The sequence below is a fragment of the Mesorhizobium sp. M7A.F.Ca.ET.027.02.1.1 genome (assembly GCF_004022985.1).
GTDB lineage: Bacteria > Pseudomonadota > Alphaproteobacteria > Rhizobiales > Rhizobiaceae > Mesorhizobium.
Genome location: NZ_RZOL01000052.1, coordinates 1 through 23,947 on the forward strand (window position 1 = coordinate 1; position 23,947 = coordinate 23,947).

Here is a 23,947-nt window from a genome sequence, read left to right on the forward strand (position 1 = left end):
GTCCATGGCTGATAAAATCGCAACCGGGCCGGCGCGCGGCAAGCCGGCGAGACGCAGGCCCGCCGCCAAACCGGCCGCGCAAAAGCCGCGCCGCAAGCGCGCCAAGAAAACACTGGGCGACGATTTCCTGGCCGCCGTGCGTGCCGATTTCCGCACACATGGCGCCGGCGTCATCGCCGAGGTGCGGGCCGACAAGCCGGATCAATATCTGAAGATCGTGCTGTCGGTGCTGCCCAAGGATTTCGATGCCACGATCAACCAAATGGACGGCCTGAGCGATGACGAAATCCGCAGCCGCATCCGCGCCCTTGAGGCAGTCGTCAAGCCGTTCCTCGAAGAGCCCGGCGATGTCCGTGAAGACGGAATATCTGGCGCTGATGGCCGAACTGGACAGACGGCGCCGGACCAATCAACTGGCAGCCTATAGACCGTATCTGACGCTGCCGGCGGTTTCCTACGCCAGGATCGCCGGCCTGCCGATGCCCGCTCCCGCCGACGACACCACCACGCTGGCGGCCGCCTTCCTGATCGGCGTCTGCGCCATGTGGATTTCGGACGTCCTGTTCGAGTTCGTGGTGCGGAGAGTCAGCCGCGCGCGGGACGAATAGCTGGTGCGGCGGCGATTGCTTGGCGGAATTGCCGAGGCACGTTTCCCGCGGCATCGAACCATCGAAGACAACCCAAAATAGCCCGTTCCGGTTCGCCGGGCGGGCCATTTTTGCGTTTTGGCCTAATCAAGCCAGAATGTTGACCGCGCGTGCCGCGACCAGCGCGATGGTCAGCAGCGAGATCATGGCCTCGGCCATCATCAGCAGCTTGGCGCGCTGGGAGAGTGGCAAGGTATCGGTCGGCGAAAATGCGGTCGCATTGGTGAAGGCGAGGAAGAAATAATCGACGAAGCCGGGCAGCCAATCTCGAAGCTCACGGTCGTTCAACGTCATCTGCGCGAACAGGAAATCGGCCTGTGCGAGCTTGACGAGGCCGCAGGTCGGCGGACCGCCGCGGTCGGTGCTCCAGAACCACAAGGCAAAAACGATGACGTTGGTGACCCAGATGTTGAGCGCGTCGATCAGCAGCGTCGTACCGCTACTGCCGGCATGGCCCTCCAGCAAGGCACGCACCAGCAGGACCAGCGAACCGCAATTGATGATGCTGATGATGGCGGTCATGGTCAGGGCTGTTCTGCGGATCATGACCCGAAACTGGCCGATCGCATGCCACTCGTGGTCCTCGACCGCCTTTCGGGTGGCGGCCTGCGTCCAGGCGGTGGCCACCGACAAGGGCAGCAGCAGGGCCGCCTCCAGCGCGGGCGCCACCCAGCGCGGCCAGAATGAGAGATTGTTGATGACCAGAAGCTGCAGGCAGATGATGACGAGAACGGCCGCACGGGCCATCCAGAAATCGAGCGCACGGTAGTGAATGACGGCGTGGTGGTGGCGCATTTTTCAAATCCTGGATGCTTTTTGGGGACGGTAACCGGTCAGGCGTAGGCGACGCCTGCCGCGATCACGCCCAAGGCGCCATGCCCGGCATGTTCAGGGTGCTGCGGGATGGCGTGTTCCATTGTTGTCTTGCTGGCATGTGATGACGGGAGAGGCGGCATGGTGGCGCGAAACTCTGCCTCAATCTTGGTTTTGCCATGGTCGGCCAAGTATACATTTTCGTAAGCTTCAAGTTCTGGGCTGTTCGTAAAACCGTCCGGTGTGATTTATCCACCGCATGACGCGAATCGACGAAACCATGAACGGTTGGCTGCCGGTCGGCAGTTCTGTTCCAGGCGACTGGTGGCAGTCGTCGATCTGGCCGGGGCTGACGCGCTATCCAGAAGCCGGCCTGGCGCTTTTATGCCTGACGCAGATCCTGTGCTGGACCGTGATGCCGGCGCTTGTCGATGCCGCCCCGCCCGGCGACGTCGTCGAGAGTTTCATGTGGGGCCGCGAATGGGTGCTTTTGACCTACAAGCATCCGCAGCTCCCCGGCTGGCTGCTCGAGATCAGCCATCTTCTGACCGGATCGTTCCGCTGGCCGCAATATCTGCTCGCCCAGCTTGTCGTCTCGGCGACCTTCGTCTTCGTCTACCTGCTGGCCCGCGACATGCTCGGGAGAACCCGCGCGCTGGCCGCCGTGCTTTTGATGCCGTCATTGTATTTCTTCGGCTGGCCGACACCGCAGTTCAATCATGATTACGCGCAGATGCCCTTCTGGGCCGCAATCTGCTGGCTGCTGTGGCGTGCGGGCCGTAGCGGTGGGCCGGGCTGGTGGCTGGCGCTCGGACTGGTGTCGGGCGTCGGGCTCTATGCCAAGTTTTCCACCGGGCTGCTGTTGCTCTTCGGGGCGATCTGGCTGTTGTCGGACACGCGGGCACGCAATCGGCTCGCCACGCCCTGGCCCTGGCTTGGGCTCGCGGTTTTCCTCGCCGTCGCCGCGCCACTGGCCATCCAGCTCTACCGCATCGATTTCCTGCCGCTGACCTATGTCGCCGGCCGCGATGAATGGGTGTTGGTCCACCGCGCCCGCCTTTACTATATCGGTGTCCAAATGGCGGGGCTCTGCGGCTTATTGCTGGTGCTGTCGATATCGGGGCTGTTGCGGCGTTCGCCCGCGCCGGAACAGCCCATTGAGCGCGGCGCGCTGGCCTATCTCGTGTGGATGGGGCTTGGTCCGGCGGTGCTTGTCATGGTGGCCTCGCTGTTTACCGGCGCCGGCGAGGCGTGGGGCGCGCCGATGTACAATCTGGTCGGCGTTGTGGCGATCGCCTTGCTGGGTCATCGGCTTGGCGCCGTCGAACTGCGACGGCTGGCGATCTGCGCGTTCGCCTGCATCCTCGGCATGTCCGGTGCCTATGCGGGCATCCGCTGGACGAGTTGCAATTTGCGCGGGCGCATGGATGCCGTCTGCTGGCCAGCGCGGCAGATTTCGGACGAAGCCGAGGCGGTCTGGCACGCGGCGGTGCCCGGTCGGCTCGACATCGTCGGCGGCGATACCCGCATCGCGTTGCTGGCGGGCCTCAACGCCTATGACAAGCCGTCGATCTTCACAGACCTCGACATGCGGCTCGCCCCCTGGATCACCAGCCAGCGGCTGCGCGATCACGGCATGCTTCTGGTCTGGCCCGGGAGCGGCGTGCCACCTCGGCTGCTGGCGTGGCTGGGAAACATCCCGGTCAAGACCGTTCTTTTCGACTGGTCGCTCAGGGCACCACCGGTGGCGATCAGCTTTGCCGCCATTCCGCCTGGCATGAAGCTACTGGGTTTGATCGACAGCCTCGCCCAACCGAGCAATTGAGGTAGATCCACCGCGTCCGCTGGACGAAGCAGGTGACAATGCCCATTTATGGCGAGACCACTTGCTTTCACGCAATTCCAGACGGAAAACCGCCACACACTTTTCCCGGAATTGCTTTTGAGGAGACGTGACATGGCGACTTCGACCGAACGTGCAGTCCTTGCCGGCGGCTGTTTCTGGGGCATGCAGGATTTGATACGGCGCTATCCCGGCGTCATCTCCACCCGTGTCGGCTACAGCGGCGGCGACGTGCCCAACGCCACCTACCGCAACCACGGCACCCACGCCGAAGCCATCGAGATCAATTTCGATCCGGCCATCATAAGCTATCGCACGCTGCTGGAACGCTTTTTCCAGATCCACGATCCGACGACCCGCAACCGCCAGGGCAACGATGTCGGGACGAGTTATCGCTCGGCGATCTATTACACCAGCGACGAACAGAAGCGCGTCGCCGAGGACACCATCGCCGATGTCGATGCCTCGGGCCTGTGGCCGGGCAAGGTCATCACCGAAGTCGCACCCGTTGGTCCGTTCTGGGAAGCCGAGCCCGAGCATCAGGACTATCTGGAGAAATATCCCAACGGATACACCTGCCACTTCGTCAGGCCAGGCTGGAAGCTGCCGGTTCGCGAGACGGCGGTTTCGTAGAGTTCAAGGTTGTACCAAGCCCCGATCCCCGCGTCGTGGTAGAACAAAGCCGCGGAGGTTGTGCTCCGCGGCTTTGGTTCGATCGCGTGCAGATTACTTGCCGCAATTGTTGTCGTTGACTGTCGGCGAGGTGGTGCCCGGGGAGGTGCCGTTGGCATCTGCCTGCGCCCCCTGCGGACTTGCCGGGCAATTCTGATCCGCGTTTGAATTCATATCTCCTACCGTGCCAGTCGTGCTGTTGGTCGTGCCCGGGTCGACAGTGTCCGGCTCGACCGTATTCGGTGAAGCCGGCGTGTTCGGCTCAACCGTCACCGATTTGCCGCTGCCGCTTCCATTTGCGTTGTTGCTGCCGGCGCTTTGCGCCATGGCTGACGCGGCCAGACCAATGGTGAGAACCGAAGCTGCGAGGATTTTCATGAACATGGTTTGTCTCCATTTCTGTGAAGTCGTCGCTTGTTTTCTACGAAAGTGATCGCGTTGCGACTGTGGGGACAACCGGTCGCAGCGGCGAAGGTTCCCGACAAAATTCCGCACAGGCGCACCGTGACTGGCGCAATGCTTTTGGCGCAGTGCTCTGAAAAAACGGCTTTCCCTTGAACTCGAATGATGCTTTAAGGCGCACATCCACAGGGGTGCTCCGTACGGTCGGGGCTGAGACGGGGGCGGCAAGCCCACAGACCCTAGAAGCTGATCTGGGTAATACCAGCGGAGCGAGGCGGGCGATGTTTTCAGGCGCACAGATTTCCCTATACCCCATGACCGACGATTTCGTCGGTGTCATTCTTGGCGCGCTCGGTGCGCTCGATCCCTGGCGCGACAAGCTCAGGATCGAGACCGACGACATCTCGACCTTGCTGGTCGGGCCGCCCGAAGTGCTGTTTCCCGCCATGCGCGACCTCTTCGTGGCGGCGGCACGCAGCGGCAAACATTGCGTGTTGTCGGCCACCATCTCGCGCGGGTGCCCTGGCGAGCCGGATGATCCGATCTGCCGCTCCGATGCACTTGGCGGGCCTGTTGGGCCACTCGGCCCGCGCAAGGATGCGGCCATCGCGGCGGTGCGCAATGCTGCTGCCACCGGCCAGCCGGCGGCGGCGCAGTTCTCGCTCTATGTGATGGGCACCGACGACCACATGGACGAGATCTACGGCTGCATCGATTTTCTCAAGCAGTCCGGCGTCTATGAGCGTTCCAAGCATTTCTGCACGAAACTGCGCGGTGATGCCGGTGCGATCTTTTCGGCGCTGGACGAGGCCTTCTGCCGCTTCGGACCAGGCGCCGGCCACGTAACCCTCGACGTCACGGTCTCGGCCAACAGCCCGTCGGCTGTCTGAGCCAGCCGCGCTTTCGCGCTGCCGTCAAAGGTTATCTCCCGTGGCCACATCATCAGTCGCTTCGCGCCCGATCGCGAGCCTTCTTGTCAAGGCAATGCCGGCCATGATCTCGGTCGGTTTGCTCCTGCTGGCGTGGGAGCTTTATGCCACCTATTCCGGCATCAGGCCGACGACACTGCCGGCGCCGTCGCGCGTTTTCGAGCAAGCGCTGCTCAATCGCCAGGCGCTGGCCGACAACGCCATTCCGACCATCGGCGCCACGCTGCTCGGCTTTGCCTGTTCGCTCAGCGCTGCCTTCGTGCTGTCAATGCTGGTCGACTTCTTCCAGCCGCTGCGGCGTGCGATGTTTCCTGTCTTAATCGTCAGCCAGACCTTGCCGCTGGTGGCGATCGCGCCGCTGGTGGTGCTCTGGTTCGGCTTCGGGCTGGCGCCCAAGATCATGCTGGTGGCGCTGGTTACCTTCTTTCCGATGCTGGTTGCGTTGGTCGAGGGTTATGAGTCGACCGAGGCCGAGATCGGGCAAATGCTGCGCGCCATGGGGGCAGGGCGCTGGCGCATCTTCGTGCTGGCACGGCTGCCTTCGGCGCTGCCCTATTTCTTCGCTGGTTTGAGGATCTCCATCACCTACGCCGTGGTCGGCGCGATCTTCGCCGAATATGCGGGGGCCGCGAAGGGGCTGGGCATCTACATGCTCAACGCCAAGAACAATTTCCGTCCTGACCTGGTTCTTGCCGCCGTCGGAGTGAGTGCCGCGCTGACACTTGTCCTGTTCGGGTCGACTGTACTGCTGCAGCGCCTCGCGATGCCCTGGGAGCGGGCCGGCAAGGAAACCGCCGGGAAGGGGGCCTGGCGATGAACCGGCTCGAGCTGCGGCATGTGCGCAAGGCGTTCGGTGGGCTCGACGTGCTGGCCGATATTTCGCTTAGCGTCGGCGCTGGTGAATTCGTCTCGATCCTTGGACCCTCGGGCGCCGGCAAATCGACACTCTTCCAGCTCCTGACCGGCGCCGAGCATGGCGAGGGCGAGATGTTGTTCGACGGCGCGCCGCTCGACGACCACGGCAGGCATTTCGCCTTCATGCCGCAGCGTGACGCGCTGATGCCGTGGCGGCGCATCCTCGAAAACGCGACGCTCGGGCTCGAAGTGCAAGGCATGAGGAGACAGGCGGCGCGGGCGCGCGTTGCGCCGTTGTTTGCCGAATTCGGGCTTGCCGGCTTCGAGCGGCATTTTCCAGCGCAACTGTCCGGCGGTATGCGCCAGCGCGCGGCCTTGCTGCGCACGGTGGTGCAGCAACGCGACATGCTTTTGCTCGACGAGCCGTTCGGCGCTCTCGACGCGCTGACCCGCACGGCCATGCAGCGCTGGCTGGAACAGATGTGGCGGCATCATCGCTGGACGGCGCTCCTGATCACCCATGACGTGCGCGAAGCCGTGTTCCTGTCCGACCGCATCTATGTGCTGTCGGCGCGCCCGGCCCGCATCGTGCGTGAAATCAAGGTGCCGCTGCCGCGCCCGCGCAGCCTTGGCGGCGATGCCGCGCGCCAGGCAAGTACGCTCGAGGCCGAGATTCTCGACATCATCCTCAACGCCACCCCATCCAAAGGACACGATCATGACTGACTTGACGCGCCGGCAGGCGTTGTTGCTGACCCTTGCCACAGGCCTTCCGCTCGTTGCCGGATCGGGGCGAGCCCAAGCACAATCGGCACAAAAGGTCACCGTTGCCCTCGACTGGACTGTCAACACCAACCACATCGGACTGTTCGTCGCCCGCGACAAGGGCTTCTATCGCGAGGCCGGGCTCGAGGTCGACATCCTGCCTTACAGCGATACCGGTGCGGGCACGCTGGTTGCAAATCGCGTCGCCGATTTCGGCATCAACGGCACCATCAGCCTGTTCACCCAGAGAACCGCCGGAGCGGACCTGAAGGGCGTCTATGCGGTGGTGCAATCGGAAACCGGCCGCGTGGTCTTCAATGCGGCCCGCAGCGAGATCGTAAGCCCGAGAAACCTCGACGGCCTGACCTATGGCGGCTTCGGCAGCGCCTGGGAAAACGCCCTGATATCGACCATCATCCGCCATGATGGCGGCAAGGGCAATTTCGAGACGGTGACGCTCGGCACCTCAGCCTATGAGGCGCTGGCCAACGGTTCGGTCGATTTCACGCTCGAAGTCTCGACCTGGGAGGGTGTCGACGCCGAGCTCAGGGGCGTCAAACAACGCAGCTTCGTCTATGCCGATTACGGCGTGCCTGACGAGCACACGACACTGATCTCTTCGAGCGAAGCCTATCTCCAGGCAAACCCCAAGCCTGCGGCCGCCTTTGTCCAGGCGACGCGGCGCGGCTACCAGTTCGCGGTCGATCACCCCGAAGATGCGGCAGCCCTGCTGATCGCGGCCAACAAGGATGCGTTGACCAATCCGGCGCTGATCCACGCCTCACTGAAGGCGCTGATCGACGGCCATTATCTGCGCAGCCAAAGCGGCGCCATCGGGACGATGGATCCGGCCAAGATGGGAGCGATCGGCGGCTATCTCTTCGCGTCCGGCATTTTGCGTGATGCCGACGGCAAGCTGGTTGCTCAACGCCCGGATTTCGGGAGCTATTTCCGCAACGACTATCTGAGCTAGTCTGGCAAAACCAAATGAGATGGGTCGCCAGTCTTTCTGGGCGACCGCGTGGAGCAGGTCGTCTGGAAGTGGCGCCCTGGCTCCCCGACAGCCAGTTTAATGCCGATCTGATCTTGTTGATTAACTGCCCGGCAATGGTTGCGTGCAAAGGTCGCCCTGAGGGATCATTGGGGTGTTTGCATTGCTCATATCAAAAAGCGAGGCGCTTTCGCACATCAGTGACGGCAGGATTTTGTCCGCAGCCCGAAAGCGCGAAATCCTGGTGGATTTGCGCGAAGGTTTCTTTCGGATCTGCGCGCTGGCCTTCGCGGGCATGTTCGTCTACCGCGGCGTATCTCACCTGATGCTCGACCCGACCCGCATCAATGTGGCGCTGGTGGCAATTTCCGAGATCCTGACCTTTACCTGGCTGCTTCTGTCGCGGCGACCGCAGGTTCGCGACTGGAACCCGCTGACGGTGGTTGTTTCGGTGGTCGCCAGCTTCGGTGTCGGCTTCATCGACCTGGAACCGGGCGTGGCCATCATCCCGATCTATGCCGCCGCGCCGCTGCAAGTCCTGGCGTTGGGGTTCGTGATCTGGGGGAAGATATCGCTAGGGCGTTCTTTCGCCATTCTGCCGGGCAATCGCGGCGTGATGACCGACGGTGCCTACCGCCTGGTGCGGCACCCGATCTATGCCGGATACCTTGCCGGTCATGTCCTGTTCCTGCTGTCGGCCTTTTCCTTCTACAATCTTGCTGTCTACGCCGCGATCACCTTCTTCCAGGTTCATCGCATCCTGCGCGAAGAGGCGCTGTTAGCCGCGACGCCGGAATACCGGGACTATATGAAGCGCGTCCACTACAGGCTGTTCTACGGGATCGTCTGACAAGCCGGCCAGCGCAGAATCGTTCGGCCTGCAATCACGCTTGCACTCTCTCGCTCCCGCATCCGCCGACAGACTCTGGCCACTTGCAATCATCGTGGCGGTCTTGCTGATCTTGCGAGAGGCTCATGCGCTGTCCGGTGCGGTGTACGGCCTCGCAGTAAGACGAGCAGAGTAACGTCCGATCATCAATGGCCTTACGCACTGTTAGTGTAACGAGAAATTATTCCAACTTTATTATAATTTTATTTCAGAAATTTTGTTGATGTATACCACGCTTCAGGTTCAGTATTCTCTCTCTGAAACTGAAATTCATCACCTCGCGTAGTTGATCTTGCAATCGGCCTCTCGCCAATTGCTTTAGCGCAACGACAACAGGAGAGTGTTATGGCTCACACCATCAAGACAGTCGCCAACATGTTGGCGGGTAGTGCGGTAATCTTAGCCCTTTCCCTGCCCGCCAATGCTGCGGGAATCGGCCTTGGCGTTGGTGCCTCGGTGGGTGGTAGCGGCGGCGTCAATGCCGGCGTCGGGGCTTCCGTTGGCGGCAGTGGCGGCATCAGCGCCGGAGTGGGCGCCTCGGTGGGCGGCAGCGGTGGTGTAAAGGCCGGGGCCGGTGCCAATGTCGGCGGCTCGAGCGGTGTCAATGCTGGTCTCGGCGCTTCGGTCGGCGGCAGCAATGGCATCAATGCCGGCGCGGGCGCCAATGTTGGAGGATCTGGCGGCATTGCTGCCGGCCTCGGCGCCAATGTGGGCGGGACGAGCGGCGTCGGCGTCGGTGCCGGCGTGGGTATTGGGGGCGGCATCAATCCGTCCAATCCGTCGAACCCGAGCAATCCGTCCAATCCGTCAAACCCCAGCAGGCCGAGCCTGCCGGGTGTCGTGGCCCAGATGTCGGATAGCAAGGTGGCGCGGATGAAGAAGCGCTGCGTCGACGTGCTCGGCAGCGAAGGCGCCTACGACCGCGACCTACGGCAACTCTGCCTCCTGATCGCGCGCCGCTGATGCTGGAGGTGCCGGGACTGGAGGTGCCGAACAGGCCCTGAGGCTCGGCCGCACGCTCCTGGCCTCCGGCTGGTAGGAAGGCCCGCCACACTGGCGGGCTTTCCGCGTTCATTGGCGTGCCGGTATCAAAGTTCTGGCTTGCATCACGTTGGATGGCCGTTTCCGTTGCCACGATCGCACGGAACGGTAGAGCCTTGGGAACGTTCTCGTCCTCGAACATCGCGGCCGCGATGTTCGACCCAATGCGTCAGCGCTAACGGGAGCTGAAAGCCATGAGTCTTGGAACCATACTGATCATCATTCTTATCCTTGCGCTGCTTGGCGGCTTCAGCGGCCTCGGCGGCGGCCCTTTTTATGGCACCGGTTACTATGGCGGCGGCGGCCTCGGGCTCGTGCTGCTCATCGTCATCGTGCTTGTCGTGCTCGGGCGCATCTAGCCAGGCCCGCCCGGTTGTCGCCGACAGATCGCAATCTCGTGAGCGCCCCCAATGCCGGCGCGCACCGGATTGTGATGCAGGCAAGCCGGCTTGTGATCCTGCACTCTGCAAAACTTTCGTATGGTCATTGCGGTCCACACCCCCCCCGTGGAAACAAGAGGAGAGGGTCCCACCCCTTGTCCTCCTCCAAGGCCCGCTCCGGTTCACCGTGGCGGGCTTTTGCTTGATGGGCGAGGGAACCGGCTTGCATCAAGCTTCAAGGAAAGGCGGGGGTTTTCTGAGAAGTCTCCGTTCTGGCTGCGGCGTTGAGCGCAGGCCAGATCCTGACGCCAGATTACTCCATGTCAGGTACGTCGCCGCTGACGAAGAGCGTGTTCGGCGGGCCGTATTCGCCTAGCGTCGGATCGGCCTCACGGCTCCAGGCGATGACGCCGGCATGCTTTGCCGCCAGAGCCTTGGCGGTGCGTATAGCGCGGTCTTCGCTTTGCTGGTCGGCGGGTCCAAAGGCTGGGAACAGCTCGCCATCCTCACCGCGATCGAAGGCGACCACGACGATCAGCCTGGGATTTTTCTGGCCACTGGAATCGGACATCTTGCACCTTTGGCGCGGAACCTATCACATTGCTCGGGGTTGAAGGCCGCGAATCGATGAATGCCGACTTTGGGGAGTGGCATCGTGCAAGATCAGCGTTTCGATGAGCCGGTCAGGATTGCGCTCGGCCGATCGCGAAACTCGATCTTCAACGTGGAGCGGGTCGCTCAGGCTGCAGACATCCTGCTGAACCGCTGGCCGGTTGCGACCGGGCAAAAGCATATGGTTGCCCGCAAGGTCTGTCTGGCCGTGCTCGAGGGAAAGAAAGAAGTCTCGGCGGCAAGGGCCACGTTCATCAACGCGGCGATCGAGGCGGACATCCTCGTCGAACCGCGTGAGGTGTCGATCCCGTAGCCTGCCCCGGTGAAATTGAATCAGGATCTGGCTCCATCCCCTTGGATGTGTGCCTCTTTTGGCGACGGCCGACCGGCTTTTCGGGGCTATTGACCTGCCTCTCGGCACGCCCTGCACGGTTATTCCGCCCATTCCGCTGCCTTTCGGTCAGTCTTCAGCATCCGTTGACAAGGCATCCGGGCCTCTGTATTGAACAGGATTATACAGGTTCATTGAACAGGTCCCTTATGAAACGGCGCGCGATTCAACTGTCTCCCGGCACGGGCAAGCCCGAGCAGATCGCCACCGTCCTCGAACATGAGATCCGCTCCGGCGTTCTCGGCTTCGGCGACCGCCTTCAAAGCGAGAACGAACTCGTCCAGCGCTTTTCCGTGAGCCGCAATACGGTCCGCAAGGGTCTCGAGGAACTGTCGAGCCGCGGGCTGATCACGACCAGGGTCGGTATCGGCTCGTTCGTCACCTTCGACGGCAAGCCGGTCGACGACGCGATCGGCTGGTCGCGGGCGCTGGCCGATGCCGGCGCCAATGCCGAGACGCGGACGCTGCGGCTGGAGGTCATCGAAGACCCCGATCTGGCTGCGCTGCTTGGTATCGAAAGCCCGTTCTTCATTGCCGTTGACCGGGTGCGCACCAACGCCAGCGACGGCCATGCGATCTCCATCGAGCGCAGCCGGCTGCCATTGTCTTCCGAGCTTGAGGACGTACCGTTGCGCGGACTGCGCGAGGGCTCGCTGCACCAGACGCTGCGCGCCGCCGGCCTCATTCCCGACCATGGCGAGGAATGGGTCGAGATCGAGATGCTCAATGCCGAGGATGCGGCCATCCTCGGTTGCCCACAAGGCACGCCCTTCCTGCGCGGGCGCCGGTTGACGCGTGCGGCTGACGATCGGCCGATCGAGTATGTCACCAGCCTGCTCAACCCGGCACATTTTGCGCTGCATATGAGGTTCTGAGCGATGCCGGATGCAACCAGCAAGGCCATCGATCGCGCCATGGGCGCGCTTGTCGGCGGAGCGCTGGGAGACGCGCTCGGCATGCCGACGCAGCTTTTGTCGCCGGCTCGCATTGCCGAACTCTACGGCCATGTAGAGGATTTCATCGAGCCTGTCGCCGATCATCCGGTGTCGAAGGGCCTGGCCGCCGGAACCATCACCGACGATACCGAACAGGCGCTGCTGCTCGGCCGCATCCTGCTCGAATCCGGCGACCGTTTCGACCACGCGCGCTGGGTCAATGCGCTGCTCGACTGGGAGCGCGAGGTCAAGGCGCGCGGCAGCTATGATCTTTTGGGGCCGTCGACCAAGCGTGCCATCGATGCCATCAACAATGGCGTACCGGCCGAGGAAGCGGGACGCAGCGGCGACACCAATGGCGCGGCCATGCGCATCGCGCCTGTCGGCATCATGATGCCGCTTGAACCGTTGGAGACGTTCGTCGGCAAGGTGGCGGAGACTTGCCGGGCGACGCACAACACCTCGATCGCCATAGCCTCGGCCGCAGCCGTCGCAGCGGCCGTCAGCCGCGGCGTCGCCGGCGGCGGTTGGCGCGATGCTTCGACCAGCGCGGTCGCGGCGGCGAGGCGAGGGGCGACGCTCGGACATTGGGTCACCGGCGGCGACATCGCCGCGCGTATCGTCTGGGCGCAGGACATCGTGCGTGGCAAGGCGATCAGGGATGCGATCCGGCTGATCACCGATCTGGTCGGCACCGGCGTCGCCAGTCAGGAATCCGTTCCGGCTGCCTTCGCCGTGCTGGAAGTCGCCCGTGGCGACCCCTGGCAAGCAGCCATCATCAGCGCCAATCTCGGCGGCGACACCGATACGATCGGCGCCATCGCTGCCGGCATGGCCGGCGCCTGCACCGGCTTTTCCCGATTGCCGCAAGAGCACATCCTCCGGCTTGTCGGCATCGACTTGTCAGAGGTTGGCGCGCTCGCCGCCGACCTTGTCGCGGCAAGGGCGGCGAAAGCCGGCTCCAGCAAGGACGCGGCGGCGTGAGCGGCCGTCTCGTCCATATAGGCAGTGCCGTGGTCGATTATGTCTACCGCATCGACGCTTTGCCGGCGCCCGGCATGGAAAAGACGGCATCGAGCTTCGCCCAGGTCGCCGGCGGCGGCTTCAACATGATGGTGGCGGCCAGCCGCACCGGCATGCAGGTGGTGTTCGGCGGCCAACTCGGCAGTGGGCCGAATGGCGACTTCCTGCGCACCGCCTTCATGGCCGAGAACATCGCGACACTGACGCCGCCATCGCCCTTGATGGACAGCGGCAATTGCGTCGCCATGATCTCCAGCGACGCCGAACGCACCTTCGTGTCATGGCCAGGTGCGGAGAGCATACTCAGCCTCGAAATGATGGCGCCGGTCGCGGTGGCACCGGGCGATTGGGTGTTCACCTCCGGCTATACGCTGAGCTACCCCAAGAGCCGCGATGCGCTCACCGACTGGATCGAGGCGCTGCCGGCGAATATTCCCTTCGTGTTCGACCCGACCCCGGTCATCTCGGATATTCCACGCTCCATCCTGTCGCGGGTGCTTGCCCGCACCACATGGCTGAGCTGCAACACGATGGAGGCGGCTGAGATCGCCGGTTTGGGCAATGTCGAGGCTGTCGCTGCACGACTTCTGGTCGACCATTGCCCACGCGCTGCGGGCGTGGTCATCCGCGCCGGCGCGAAGGGTTGCCATATCAGGCTGGCCGATGGCTCAGCCCAGACCATTGCCGGCTTCAAGGTCAACGCCGTCGACACCAATGGCGCCGGCGACACCCATATCGGCGCTTTCGTCAGCGCGCTGGCGCACGGAATCTCGCCCTTCGAGGCAGCGCGCTATGCCAATGCTGCTGCTGCTGTTTCGGTCACCCGCCATGGCGGCTCGTCGGCGCCGACGAATCGCGAAATCCAGACATTCCTGAGCCATGCCGCCGACCCATCGGGAGCAGGCCGGACACAGAAGGCCAATGCATAACAGCTGGAAAAGCCTGACAAGCCCGGGAACCGGGCAAACCCACAGAGAGGAACCAACCATGCGCATGCCTGATTTGACTGCTCTGCTGACGGCGACCGCCGTCTTTACCTCCGCACTTGCGTTCGCCGCCAAGGCCGACGAAGTGCATGTGCTCAACTGGAAGGGTTACGGCGCCGACGAACCGTGGGCCGTCGAGGCTTTCGAAAAGGCGACCGGCAACAAGGTCGTCAACGACTTCTTCAATTCCGAACAGGAAATGCTGACCAAGATCCGGACCAATCCCGGCCTCTATGACGTGGTCATGATCAACGCCGCCTTCAACGACCAGGCGATGGCCGGGAAACTGATCCAGCCGATCGACGTTTCCAAGCTGCCGAACTATGCCGACATCAGCAAGGACAAGGCGGGATCGCCGATGCTCGTCCATGACGGCAAGGTCTATGGCGTGCCGTGGGTATGGGGTCTAACCGCACTCGCCATCAACGAAAAGTCCTTCGACAAACCACCGACGAGCATCGCCGAAATGTGGGATGCCGCCCACAAGGGCCGCGTCGTCATTCGCGACGATGCCGTTGAAGCGGTGCAGTTCGGCGCCATCGCCACTGGCCAGAACATCAACGACATCAAGGATATGGATGCGGTCAAGACGAAGCTGACCTCGCTGATGCCGCAGATCAAGACCTTCTGGAGCTCGGAAAACGACTGGAACCAGATGGTCGCCTCCAACCAGATCGACATCGGCACCTATTGGAGCGGCTCGGCCGACCGCGCCAAGACGCATTTCAAGCTGCCGGTCTCGCTGGTGGTGCCGCAGGAAGGCGCCGTCGCCTGGCTCGACGCGTTTTCCATCCCCGTCGGCGCCAAGAACGTCGCCGGCGCCGAGGCCTTCATCAACTACATGATCGACCCGAAATTCTATGTCGAATGGGTCACCAAGGTTGGCGCTCCGGTCTCGGCCAACACTAAGGCGGTGGAAGCGCTGCCCGAGGATGCCTTCAACCGCAAGGTCATGGGTGATCCCGAAGTGGCCAAGCGCATCCAGTTCCAGGCGCCGATCACCGACGCCCAGCGCGAAGCCTATCTGGCGCTCTGGCAGCAGCTTAAGGTCGACGTGAAGTAAGATCACAGCCAAGCCAGCCGGCGGTTCGCGTCGGCTGGTTCTTCCAATACTGGGAGGAGGGTACCATGGCAGCTGCGACAGCGTCGCGAAGCGGGCTGAGATCGGCATTGCCGCTGCTGGCACCGGCCTATCTCTGGCTGACGGTGGCGATCTTCCTGCCGCTATCCGCTATGGTCTTCTTCTCGTTCATGACCGAGCTGCCGCTGTCGGGAAAGCCGTGGGCGTTCACGCTTGGCAACTATGCCGCCTTCTTCTCACAGAGCCTCTATCTGACGCTGCTGCTGGCCTCGCTGCGCCTTGGCCTCGAAGTGACGCTGTGGTGCGTCGTCATCGGCTATCCCGCCGCTTACGTGCTGGCCAAGGTGCTGAAGGGGCGCAGCCGCGAGGCGATCTTCCTGCTCGTCATCCTGCCGTTCTGGTCGAATGGGTTGGTGCGCATCTTTTCCTGGGCGATGGTGCTGCGCGAGGGGGGCATCCTCGACACCGCGCTCAACGCGGTGCTGCCGTTCAAGATCAACATCGACCTGATGTACTCTTATCCGGCCGTCATCATCGGGCTGGTGCATTCTTATGTGCCCTACATGGTGCTGACCTGCTATCTCACGCTGCAGGCGATCGACGACTCGCTGATCGAGGCCGGACGCTCGCTTGGCGCATCGCGGCTCCAGGTGCTGAAGCGGGTGATCATCCCGCTGTCGATGCCGGGTTTGGTAGCGGGTGCGGCCCTGATCTTCGTGCCGGTCGTCGGCTCGTTCATGGAACCGCGCATCCTGGGCGGCCGCACCGGCACCTTCTACGGAACGGTCATCGAGGACCAGTTCGTCGCCGTATTCAACTGGCCGCTCGGAGCCGCACTCTCCTTCATCCTGCTGGCCGTGGTGCTGGTCATCCTGGCGGTTGCCTCGCCGGTGCTGCGGAGGGCTGCGTGATGACGACGACCCGCATCCTCGAAGGACTCGGCCGCCTCTATATCTGGCTGCTGCTCGCCTTTCTTTATCTGCCGATCATCATCATGGCGCTGATGTCGTTCAACGTTTCTCCCTTCTACCAATTGCCGTTCGAATGGACGACCGAATGGTATGCTTCGCTGTGGCAGAACGACCAACTGATCGCAGCGACCTGGAACAGCGTCGAGATCGCGGTCATCACCACGATCATCTGCGTCGTGCTCGGCTCGGCGGCATCACTGGCGCTCTATCGCTATGAGTTTCGCGGCAAGAAGTTCCTGCAGGCGCTGCTGTTTCCGCCGATCGCCATACCGTGGCTGATCACCGGCACGGCGATGCTGATTTTTTTCTTCGGCGTCGGTATCGGTCGTGGCCTGCACGCGATCCTGCTCGGCCATGTCGCATTGGCGCTGCCCTATGTCATCGTCGTCGTCTCGGCCCGGCTGCAGACCTTCGCGCCGGAGCTGGAAGAGGCGGCGCGCTCACTAGGCGCCAACCAGTGGCAGGTGACGCGCCGCGTCACGCTGCCCTGGATCATGCCCGGCGTCATCGCCGGCGGGCTGTTCGCGTTTGCCGTTTCGTTCGACCAGTTCGTGGTGTCCTATTTCCTGGCGACGCCGGGCCAGACGACGCTGCCGGTCGAAATCTACGCCGCGATCCGCAAGGGTTTCACGCCCGAGATCAACGCGGTCTCGACCATCATCATTGTCGTGTCGATGGCGCTGATGCTGCTGACGGCGCGGTTCTTCAAATTCGGCGGAGAGAAATAATGGCCGGCGTGCAGGTATCCGATGTCTCGCGCAGCTTTGGCGCACACAAGGCGCTGGACAACGTCTCCATCGACTTCGCCGATGGCGGCTTTTACGCTCTGCTCGGGCCGTCGGGCAGCGGCAAGACCACGCTGCTGCGGCAGATCGCCGGTTTCGATTTTCCTGACTCGGGTCGCATCACCATCGGCGGCGAGAGCGTCGAGCGGGTGCCCGTCGAGAAGCGCCGTATCGGCATGGTGTTCCAGAACTATGCGCTGTTTCCCAATATGAGCGTCGCCGACAATGTCGCCTTCGGCCTGTCGGTGCGCGGCGAGGCCAAGGCAGTGATTGCGACGGAGGTGCAGCGCGCGCTCGATCTGGTGCAGCTCGGCAAACTCGGCGGGCGGCGTCCGCACCAGCTGTCGGGCGGCCAGCGCCAGCGCGTGGCGCTCGCCCGCGCCATCGTCACCAAGCCGCGCGTGCTGCTGCTCGACGAGCCATTGGGCGCGCTCGACAAGGCGTTGCGTGTCGACATGCAGATCGAGCTCAAACGTATCCAGCGCGAGATCGGCATCACCACGATCTTCGTCACGCACGACCAGGAAGAAGCGCTGACGATGAGCGACCGCATCGGCATATTGCGCGACGGCAGGCTGGTGCAGGAGGGGCCGCCGGAGGAGATCTATAACAGGCCGAAGAGCGAGTTCGCTGCCACCTTCCTCGGCGACGCCAACATTTTTCGCGGCGATACGACGGGCGATGGCATCCGGCTGCCGGACGGTACGGCGATTGCCGCCGGCGCGGGTGCCAAGCTTGCCGCCGGCGCCAAGGCGAGCTGCGCCGTGCGCCCCGAACGCATCCGCATCGCCACGGATGCCGGAGCACCGGATGGCACCGCCAACATGCTCAAGGGGCAGGTTTCCAAGCGCATCTTCGCCGGCAACAACAGCACCTATTTCGTCGAGCGTGGCGGCCAGACGTTGAAGGTGATTGTGCAGAACACGGGTGTCGACAGGCTGGCGGAAGGTCAGGACGTGATGCTCAGTTGGTCGCCGGAGAGTACGGTGTTGATCGCGGCGGGTTAAGTAGGACTGTGGAGGGATGGGATGGTTGGCGTTCCTTCGCGCCCCCCTCTGTCCTGCCGGACATCTCCCCCACAAGTGGGGAGATTGGCTTTGATAGCCGGTTTTCGCAAATCGCCGGCGTTGCAAAAAATGCGATAAGGCTCAAGCTGCCGATCTCCCCCTTCGTGGGGGAGATGCCCGGCAGGGCAGAGAGGGGGGGCGCTGCCCCGCCATACGATCGCGTAAATGGTGGAGTACTGATGACGCTTGAATTGACCGCACAGGACCGGTCCATGCTCGACGGCGAGCAGGGTCCGTCCGCCGCGGCTGCCATGAAAATCCTGGCCGCGTTTTCCAATGCTGTCGGGGCGGGCGGCCTGCTCGACATTGCCGGTGCTCATATCGACGGCTGTCTCTACCACGGCAAGGCCGGTCTCGATTTCGTCGAGCGGCTGGTCGAAGGCGGTGGCCGCGTTCAGGTGCCGACGACGCTGAATGTCGGTTCGTTCGATCTCATCCATCCCGGCATGGTCAAGATGCCGGCCGCCGAAGAGGTGCCGGCGCGGCGGCTGATGAAGGCGCATCTGGAACTCGGCTGCCAGGCGACCTTCACTTGCGCACCTTACCAGACGCGGTTCAGGCCGGAGTTCGGCGAACAGATCGCCTGGGGCGAATCCAACGCCATCGTCTTTGCCAATTCGGTGATCGGCGCGCGCACCAATCGCTACGGCGATTTCATCGATCTGTGCTGCGCCATGACTGGGCGCGCGCCGGCCTGGGGCCTGCATCTGAGCGAGAACCGGCGCGGCCGGATCCTGTTTGAGCTGGATGTTCCGGACGGCGAGCCGAGCGACAGCCTTTTCGTCGGCGTCGGGCTATTCATTGGGCAAGCGAGCGGCGACCGCGTTCCGGTGATTGCCGGCCTGCCGCAGCCGCGCGATGAGGATCAGCTGAAGGCGCTGGGTGCGGCGGCTGCAACGACGGGTGCTGTGGCGCTGTTCCATGCGCTCGGCATCACGCCGGAAGCGATGACGCTCGATGAGGCGTTCCAGGGTCATGCGCCTGACGAGACGATCCGCATCAGCCGCGCCGATATCGACCATGCGCTGGCCAGGCTATCGAGCGTACGGGATGGCGCGCCGGTGGCGGCCGTGTCGCTCGGCACGCCGCATTTTTCGTATGAGGAGTGGATGCGCCTGTTGCCGTTGCTGCGCGAGGCAGCACCCGGAAGGCGCATCCCGATCTACGTCAACACGGGCCGTGCGACCCTGGCGCGACTGCAGGAGGAGGGCGCGCTGGCTGGGATGGAGGCGTTCGGTCTGGTCCCGGTCGCCGATACCTGCACCTATGTCACATCGATCCTGGAACGCCTCGACGGCGTGGTCATGACCAATTCCGGCAAATGGGCGCATTACGCGCCGGGCAATATCGGCGTGTCCGTCGCCTTCGCCGAGATGGAGGATTGCATCCGTTCCGCTGCCGTCGGGCATATCGTGCGGAGCGCCTCATGACGCGACCGGTGGAACGAACCGGCACCTTTCAGTTGGCCGGCGCGGCCGAGGGCCAGGCGTTGGTGTTTTGGCAAGCGCTCAGCTTTTGGGGTGGCATCGATGCCGAGACCGGCAACATAACGGACCATTCGCATCCCGGTCTCGGCCAGAATGTCGCTGGCAAGATCCTGGTCATGCCGAGTGGTCGCGGCTCGTCGTCGTCATCCTCGGTCCTCGCCGAGGCGATCCGCAGGGGTACGGCGCCGGCCGGTATTCTTCTGGAACGGCCGGACCCGATCCTGGCGGTGGGCGCCATCGTTGCCGAATTTCTCTATGACATTCGAATGCCGCTGGTGGTCTGCGATATTTCGAGCCTTGTCTCCGGTGATCAAATTGACATCGGCATCGGCAAAGACGGCGGGCCGATCATCAGAGTTCACCCCGCCATCAATCCAGCCGCGCCGCGCCGCCAGTAGGCTGCAGCCAGCGTTTGATCACGACCGAGGCCCAGCGTGTCGCGCCAATATTCGCGCACGATCTTGGCGGCGGCGGCTTCCGCCGCGAACCAGCCGAAGGCCGAACCGTCCTGCGGCCACGCTACCGAGCGGACAGCCTCGGCCAGCAATCTGTCCTCGCCCGCCGCCACGCCGTTCCTTGTCAGCCAATGCAACTCGATGCCCGTGGCATTGTTGATCGCTTGCCTTTCGCCATCATTGGCGATCTCGACAAAGGCGACGCCCTTTGTCTCGGCCGGCAGCGTCTCCAGCAGCCGCGCCAGCGCCGGCAGGCCGGTTTCGTCGGCGCCCATGAGATACCACTGCGCCTGTCGCACCGGACGGCCCACCGGCCCCATGATGCCAACGTTCATGCCGGGCGCGGCCTGCATGGCCCAGGCGGAGCCGACGCTATCGCCGGGATGGATCAGGAAGTCGACATCGATGATGTCCCTGGCCACGTCCAGCGTGCGGATGGTGTAGACGCGCGCCACCGGGCGCCGGTCGTCGGCGGGCCAAGCCGGCAGGCCATTGCCGCCCAGCACTGGCCACAGCGGATCGGGCACCTCCCTGGTCGGAAACAGCATGCGGATGTGCATGCCGCCGAATTTGGTGAAACGCGAGAGATTCTCGCCGGCCAGCCGGATGCGGCGCATGTGCGGGGTGAGGTCGCGAATATCCGTCACCACCATCTCGCGGAACTGGGCGAGGCTGGTTTCGCCTGAGAGATCGCCGGTCCAGACGATCTCGGGGTTTTCCTCCTTGGCGTAGACCTGTACGGCTGTGGCCAGCAGGTCCTTGATACGGGCGAGCCCGTCGCGGTCGGCGGCATTGGCCCGCATCACCAGCCGTTCCATGTCGAAAGAGGCCCCGCCGAAGGCAAAGCGGAAATCGATGCGCTTTCCCTCATGCGAGGCATCGGCCTCGAAGCTCTGCAGTCTGTCGCTGATGCTGTCCATGTAATCAGGCAGATGTCGCAGGTTGAGCTGTGCCTCACAGGCCAATTCCCGCACCGATGCTTGGCTCATTGTCAGCCTCCGATCCTGCCGGTGAGGGCCACCTTGAAGGTGCGGCCCTTGCCCTGTTCCGTTGCCGCCGAGGTCGACCATGCGCTTTGCGGGTCGGTATAGGCGGTGTTGAAGACGTTATCGACGCCGAAATCGAGCTTGAGGTTGTCATTGACGCGCCAGTTGGCGAAGACGTTGACCAGGTCGAAGGCGTCGTCGACGACGATTGGGTTGTTCAGACTGGTGCGGCGGGTGCGGGTGATCTCGCCGATGCTGAGATATTGCGCGCCGATGGTGAGCTGGTCTTCCAGCATGCGGAAGCCGATCGTGGCCGAGAAGCGGTCGAGCGGCGTGTTGTTCAATGCCTGGCCGGAATAAACCCCGCTGACCACCTTGGCGTCGATGAGCGCGCCGGAGAGGTTCACGAAACCCCAGACGTAGTCGTAGACGATCTCCGCCTCAATGCCTTTCAGTCGCGCGTCACCAATGTTGGCCGCCGTGCGCGGCCGGACGGCCGTTGGCACGGTCAGGTCGGTTTCGATATAGTCCTCGACGTCGGTGTGGAAGACGTTGACCTTGGCGCGCAGGCGGTCGCCCTCGGTCAGCACCTCGTCATACTTCACGTTGATGCCGGCTTCCCAGCTCTTCGCCGTCTCGGGCTGGAGCAGCAGGTTGGGCACATAGGTGTCGTCTGAGCCATGCGCGCCGCCACCACGGAAGACATCCTGCAGGCCCGGTGCCCGGTAGCCCTCGGAATAGGTGCCGTAGAGCTGAAAACCTTCGAAGGGCGTGACGCCGACAGTGACACGCGGCGACCAGCGGTCGCCGGAGATCGAGGCTTCCTGCGGCGGCACGGTTTTGGTCTCGCCATCCAGCGTATAGCCATCGTAGCGCAGGGCCGTGATCACCTGCAGCCAGTCCTCGTAATCGCCCTGCCACTGCAGGAAGCCGCCATAGCCCTGCTGTTCGCCGGCGCCGAAATGCGCCGCTTCCGAGGAGGCCTCGAGATAGTAGTAATCGAGTCCGTAGGTCAGCGTGTGGGCTAGCCCCCAGGCGTCGAAGCGCGAGGAGTTCTTCACGTTGAAGCCCGAGGTGGCGACATCATAGAAACGGAAATTGCCGATCCCTGAGGCGGGCGCGACCTGCGTCTGCTCGGCGCGGGTGCGGTTGTGATAGGCATTGGCGCTGAAGTCGATCAGCGCGTTGTCGTCCAGCTTCCAGGTATAGGCGGCGGTGTAGGTCTGGTTGGTGGTGTTGGTGTCGTAGCGGCTCAGTGTCGGCGAGGTCGAGCCGCTCGATCCGGTGATCTGGTCGTTGTAGCGCTGCAGGATGGCGCCGAGCTTCAGCTCGTGGTCATCGGCCGGCCGCAGAGTCGTCTTCAGATAGCCGCTGGTCACCCGCTCGCCGGTCCATGGCACGGTCTCGCCATTGCCGTCGGTGTAGCTGTCGCGGTCGCGATAGATGAGGTTGCCGATGATGTCGGCATCGTCGCTGAAACGGTAGGCGCCGGTGGTGCTGGTGGTGAAGCCGTCGCCATTGTCCTCGTAGCCGAGCTTCTCGCTCAGCGCCCAGCGTTCATCCTTCTTGAGGAAATCACCGGCATCCTTGGTCTCGAAGGAGACGACCCCGCCGATGCCGCCCGAACCATAGGCGTTCGAAACCGGGCCGCGAATGACGGTGGCTTCCTTGATGAGGTCAGGTTCGACATAGAACGAGCCAGAACCATGACCGACGCGCCAATAGTCCTGGCGGGCGCCGTCGAGCGTCACGACGACGCGGCCATATTGTTCCAAACCGCGAATGTTGATGGCGGTCGCCGGGTCGTCGCCATTCATCGAGGCAGCGACGCCGGGCGTGGTGCGAAAGATGTCGGCGGCGGTGTCGGGCTGGATACGGTCGAGTTCGTCCTGATCGATGGCGCTGATGGCGGCCATCGATTCGATCACCGCCGTCTTGATCATCGTTGCCGAGATGGTGATCACGTCGAGCATCGTCGCCGGCTGGTTCTGTGCGGGATTGGCCGGCGCCAGGCGGCCGGCCTTGGCGGCGGCCTTTTTCTCCTGGTCCTGTTCCTGCGCGCTGGCAAAGGGCACAGCGCATAGGCCGAGCACGAAGGCGAGCGCGGTGCTCGCCATCAAGGTCGTGTTTGTTGTCGTTGTCATGCAGCCCCTAAGCAAAAGCAAAACTGCTGGCGGTGGCTGAAAAGCCTTGGCTGGCATGATTGAAAATCCCTCGACCAGGCGGGTCGGGGCAGGGGTCACATATTAAAACATGATGACATGAGTCAACTTTAATTTTATAGCCGACCGTCATCGAGAAGCATCTGGCACGGAGCAGCGGCATGGTCGGAAGTGTGGGCGGGGGCAAGAGGATCGGCTGGTTGCAACCAGGCAGGATCGCGGCGATGCTGCTTCTGGCGCTGTCGGTGCTGGCGCCTTCCTGCGGTTTCAAGGCGCTGGCCGCCGAGGGCGTTGTCGACGCGCTGGGACGAACCGTCGCGCCGGGACCGGCAACGAGGATCCTGACGCTGGGCTCCGACGTTACCGAGATCGTCCACGCGCTCGGCGCCGGCGAGCGGATCATCGCCGTCGATCGCGGCAGCAAATATCCGCCATCCGTGGCCGGGAAGCCTAATGTCGGCTACCGCCGCCAGCTTTCGGTCGAGGGGTTGGCGAGCTTGCGTCCCGATCTGATCCTGGCGGCCGAGGACAGCGGGCCGCCGGAGGCGGTCGAGGTGCTGAAATCACTGGCGATCCCGATCGTCTTCGTCCCGCAGGACAACACCCCGCAAGGCATCGAGCGCAAGATCACCCTGATCGCCGCCAGCCTTGGGCTCGAGGACAAGGGCAAGGTGGTTTCCGCCGAGGTGCTCACCGCCTTTCAGACGGCAGCCGATCTGACAGCAAAAATCCCGCCGGAGCGGCGCAAGAAAGTGGTGTTCTTTCATGGCCTTGTGAAG

Annotated in this window: 28 protein-coding genes and 1 riboswitch; of the genes, 22 read left to right on the forward strand and 6 right to left on the reverse strand. The window is 63.3% G+C overall.

From position 1 onward, the window contains the following. Positions 1 to 4: 4 nt before the first annotated feature. Both EN749_RS08840 and EN749_RS08845 read left to right on the forward strand, forming a co-directional pair. Positions 5 to 427, forward strand: a complete 423-nt coding sequence (locus tag EN749_RS08840) for a hypothetical protein (protein ID WP_189367425.1) — start codon at positions 5 to 7, stop codon at positions 425 to 427. Next, complete coding sequence (locus EN749_RS08845; RefSeq protein WP_189367427.1) at positions 378 to 608, forward strand: hypothetical protein; 231 nt, start codon at positions 378 to 380, stop codon at positions 606 to 608. Before EN749_RS08840 ends, EN749_RS08845 begins: the two co-directional genes overlap by 50 nt. A gap of 126 nt (positions 609 to 734) precedes the next feature. Here EN749_RS08845 and EN749_RS08850 read toward each other — a convergent pair whose 3' ends face one another. Next, positions 735 to 1,442, reverse strand: a complete 708-nt coding sequence (locus tag EN749_RS08850; protein WP_128362954.1) for a hypothetical protein — start codon at positions 1,440 to 1,442, stop codon at positions 735 to 737. 38 nt (positions 1,443 to 1,480) lie between these two features. Further along, a complete protein-coding gene (locus tag EN749_RS37625; RefSeq protein WP_164762750.1) occupies positions 1,481 to 1,651 on the reverse strand; it encodes a hypothetical protein in 171 nt (56 codons plus the stop codon). Positions 1,652 to 1,719: 68 nt separating this feature from the next. Between EN749_RS37625 and EN749_RS08855 the strand changes: the two genes are divergently transcribed. Then, entirely contained in the window at positions 1,720 to 3,285 is a 1,566-nt protein-coding gene (locus EN749_RS08855) for a glycosyltransferase family 39 protein (RefSeq protein WP_245481711.1), read from the forward strand. Between the two features lie 132 nt (positions 3,286 to 3,417). Then, a complete protein-coding gene (gene msrA / locus EN749_RS08860; RefSeq protein ID WP_127272383.1) occupies positions 3,418 to 3,936 on the forward strand; it encodes a peptide-methionine (S)-S-oxide reductase MsrA in 519 nt (172 codons plus the stop codon). Between the two features lie 93 nt (positions 3,937 to 4,029). Here msrA and EN749_RS08865 read toward each other — a convergent pair whose 3' ends face one another. Next, positions 4,030 to 4,359 carry a hypothetical protein gene (locus tag EN749_RS08865; RefSeq protein ID WP_128362955.1) on the reverse strand — a complete coding sequence of 110 codons (330 nt, stop codon included), beginning with the start codon at positions 4,357 to 4,359 and terminating at the stop codon, positions 4,030 to 4,032. Between the two features lie 195 nt (positions 4,360 to 4,554). Then, positions 4,555 to 4,668: riboswitch (TPP riboswitch) on the forward strand. On the opposite strand from EN749_RS08865, the gene EN749_RS08870 reads away from it, so the two are divergent. From EN749_RS08870 to EN749_RS08900, 7 genes are all read left to right on the forward strand, one after another. Next, positions 4,659 to 5,267 carry a YkoF family thiamine/hydroxymethylpyrimidine-binding protein gene (locus EN749_RS08870; RefSeq protein WP_127382253.1) on the forward strand — a complete coding sequence of 203 codons (609 nt, stop codon included), beginning with the start codon at positions 4,659 to 4,661 and terminating at the stop codon, positions 5,265 to 5,267. Its footprint overlaps the riboswitch before it by 10 nt. A gap of 94 nt (positions 5,268 to 5,361) precedes the next feature. Continuing rightward, entirely contained in the window at positions 5,362 to 6,123 is a 762-nt protein-coding gene (locus EN749_RS08875; RefSeq protein WP_174800358.1) for an ABC transporter permease, read from the forward strand. After that, positions 6,120 to 6,887: an ABC transporter ATP-binding protein gene (locus tag EN749_RS08880; protein ID WP_127398783.1), complete on the forward strand. Its 768-nt coding sequence runs from the start codon at positions 6,120 to 6,122 to the stop codon at positions 6,885 to 6,887. The genes EN749_RS08875 and EN749_RS08880 overlap by 4 nt, the downstream gene beginning before the upstream one ends. Further along, a complete protein-coding gene (locus EN749_RS08885; RefSeq protein WP_127809897.1) occupies positions 6,880 to 7,899 on the forward strand; it encodes an ABC transporter substrate-binding protein in 1,020 nt (339 codons plus the stop codon). The genes EN749_RS08880 and EN749_RS08885 overlap by 8 nt, the downstream gene beginning before the upstream one ends. A 172-nt stretch (positions 7,900 to 8,071) precedes the next feature. After that, positions 8,072 to 8,767 carry an isoprenylcysteine carboxylmethyltransferase family protein gene (locus EN749_RS08890; RefSeq protein WP_128362956.1) on the forward strand — a complete coding sequence of 232 codons (696 nt, stop codon included), beginning with the start codon at positions 8,072 to 8,074 and terminating at the stop codon, positions 8,765 to 8,767. Positions 8,768 to 9,151: 384 nt separating this feature from the next. Then, complete coding sequence (locus EN749_RS08895; protein ID WP_127809899.1) at positions 9,152 to 9,769, forward strand: hypothetical protein; 618 nt, start codon at positions 9,152 to 9,154, stop codon at positions 9,767 to 9,769. A gap of 272 nt (positions 9,770 to 10,041) precedes the next feature. Further along, positions 10,042 to 10,206 (forward strand): DUF3309 family protein, encoded by a 165-nt coding sequence (locus EN749_RS08900; RefSeq protein ID WP_127382248.1) that lies wholly within the window; start codon positions 10,042 to 10,044, stop codon positions 10,204 to 10,206. 334 nt (positions 10,207 to 10,540) lie between these two features. Here EN749_RS08900 and EN749_RS08905 read toward each other — a convergent pair whose 3' ends face one another. After that, entirely contained in the window at positions 10,541 to 10,798 is a 258-nt protein-coding gene (locus EN749_RS08905; RefSeq protein ID WP_127268781.1) for a hypothetical protein, read from the reverse strand. A gap of 84 nt (positions 10,799 to 10,882) precedes the next feature. On the opposite strand from EN749_RS08905, the gene EN749_RS08910 reads away from it, so the two are divergent. The 10 genes from EN749_RS08910 (at position 10,883) to EN749_RS08960 (ending at position 19,963) form a co-directional block, all read left to right on the forward strand. Next, positions 10,883 to 11,152 carry a DUF982 domain-containing protein gene (locus EN749_RS08910; RefSeq protein WP_128362957.1) on the forward strand — a complete coding sequence of 90 codons (270 nt, stop codon included), beginning with the start codon at positions 10,883 to 10,885 and terminating at the stop codon, positions 11,150 to 11,152. Between the two features lie 227 nt (positions 11,153 to 11,379). Beyond that, complete coding sequence (locus EN749_RS08915; protein ID WP_127809901.1) at positions 11,380 to 12,105, forward strand: GntR family transcriptional regulator; 726 nt, start codon at positions 11,380 to 11,382, stop codon at positions 12,103 to 12,105. A 3-nt stretch (positions 12,106 to 12,108) separates the two neighbouring features. Then, positions 12,109 to 13,149: an ADP-ribosylglycohydrolase family protein gene (locus tag EN749_RS08920; RefSeq protein ID WP_128362958.1), complete on the forward strand. Its 1,041-nt coding sequence runs from the start codon at positions 12,109 to 12,111 to the stop codon at positions 13,147 to 13,149. Further along, positions 13,146 to 14,117 carry a PfkB family carbohydrate kinase gene (locus EN749_RS08925; protein ID WP_127399226.1) on the forward strand — a complete coding sequence of 324 codons (972 nt, stop codon included), beginning with the start codon at positions 13,146 to 13,148 and terminating at the stop codon, positions 14,115 to 14,117. Before EN749_RS08920 ends, EN749_RS08925 begins: the two co-directional genes overlap by 4 nt. Positions 14,118 to 14,175: 58 nt before the next feature. Further along, positions 14,176 to 15,237, forward strand: a complete 1,062-nt coding sequence (locus tag EN749_RS08930; RefSeq protein ID WP_127273265.1) for an ABC transporter substrate-binding protein — start codon at positions 14,176 to 14,178, stop codon at positions 15,235 to 15,237. Positions 15,238 to 15,302: 65 nt separating this feature from the next. Then, a complete protein-coding gene (locus tag EN749_RS08935) occupies positions 15,303 to 16,166 on the forward strand; it encodes an ABC transporter permease (protein ID WP_127317861.1) in 864 nt (287 codons plus the stop codon). After that, positions 16,166 to 16,954: an ABC transporter permease gene (locus EN749_RS08940; protein WP_127270907.1), complete on the forward strand. Its 789-nt coding sequence runs from the start codon at positions 16,166 to 16,168 to the stop codon at positions 16,952 to 16,954. The genes EN749_RS08935 and EN749_RS08940 overlap by 1 nt, the downstream gene beginning before the upstream one ends. After that, a complete protein-coding gene (locus EN749_RS08945; RefSeq protein WP_127809906.1) occupies positions 16,954 to 18,018 on the forward strand; it encodes an ABC transporter ATP-binding protein in 1,065 nt (354 codons plus the stop codon). Before EN749_RS08940 ends, EN749_RS08945 begins: the two co-directional genes overlap by 1 nt. Before the next feature lie 239 nt (positions 18,019 to 18,257). Continuing rightward, positions 18,258 to 19,508 (forward strand): aconitase X, encoded by a 1,251-nt coding sequence (locus EN749_RS08955; RefSeq protein ID WP_127397684.1) that lies wholly within the window; start codon positions 18,258 to 18,260, stop codon positions 19,506 to 19,508. Beyond that, positions 19,505 to 19,963: a DUF126 domain-containing protein gene (locus EN749_RS08960; protein WP_127397682.1), complete on the forward strand. Its 459-nt coding sequence runs from the start codon at positions 19,505 to 19,507 to the stop codon at positions 19,961 to 19,963. Before EN749_RS08955 ends, EN749_RS08960 begins: the two co-directional genes overlap by 4 nt. Here the strand turns inward: EN749_RS08960 and EN749_RS08965 are convergent. Both EN749_RS08965 and EN749_RS08970 read right to left on the reverse strand, forming a co-directional pair. Further along, positions 19,924 to 21,009 (reverse strand): siderophore-interacting protein, encoded by a 1,086-nt coding sequence (locus EN749_RS08965; protein ID WP_127809907.1) that lies wholly within the window; start codon positions 21,007 to 21,009, stop codon positions 19,924 to 19,926. The two genes, EN749_RS08960 and EN749_RS08965, sit on opposite strands and share 40 nt — an antisense overlap. Before the next feature lie 2 nt (positions 21,010 to 21,011). Then, positions 21,012 to 23,150 (reverse strand): TonB-dependent hemoglobin/transferrin/lactoferrin family receptor, encoded by a 2,139-nt coding sequence (locus EN749_RS08970; RefSeq protein WP_128362959.1) that lies wholly within the window; start codon positions 23,148 to 23,150, stop codon positions 21,012 to 21,014. 179 nt (positions 23,151 to 23,329) lie between these two features. On the opposite strand from EN749_RS08970, the gene EN749_RS08975 reads away from it, so the two are divergent. Continuing rightward, a partial coding sequence (locus EN749_RS08975) for an ABC transporter substrate-binding protein (protein ID WP_128362960.1) occupies positions 23,330 to 23,947 on the forward strand: 618 nt, incomplete at its 3' end.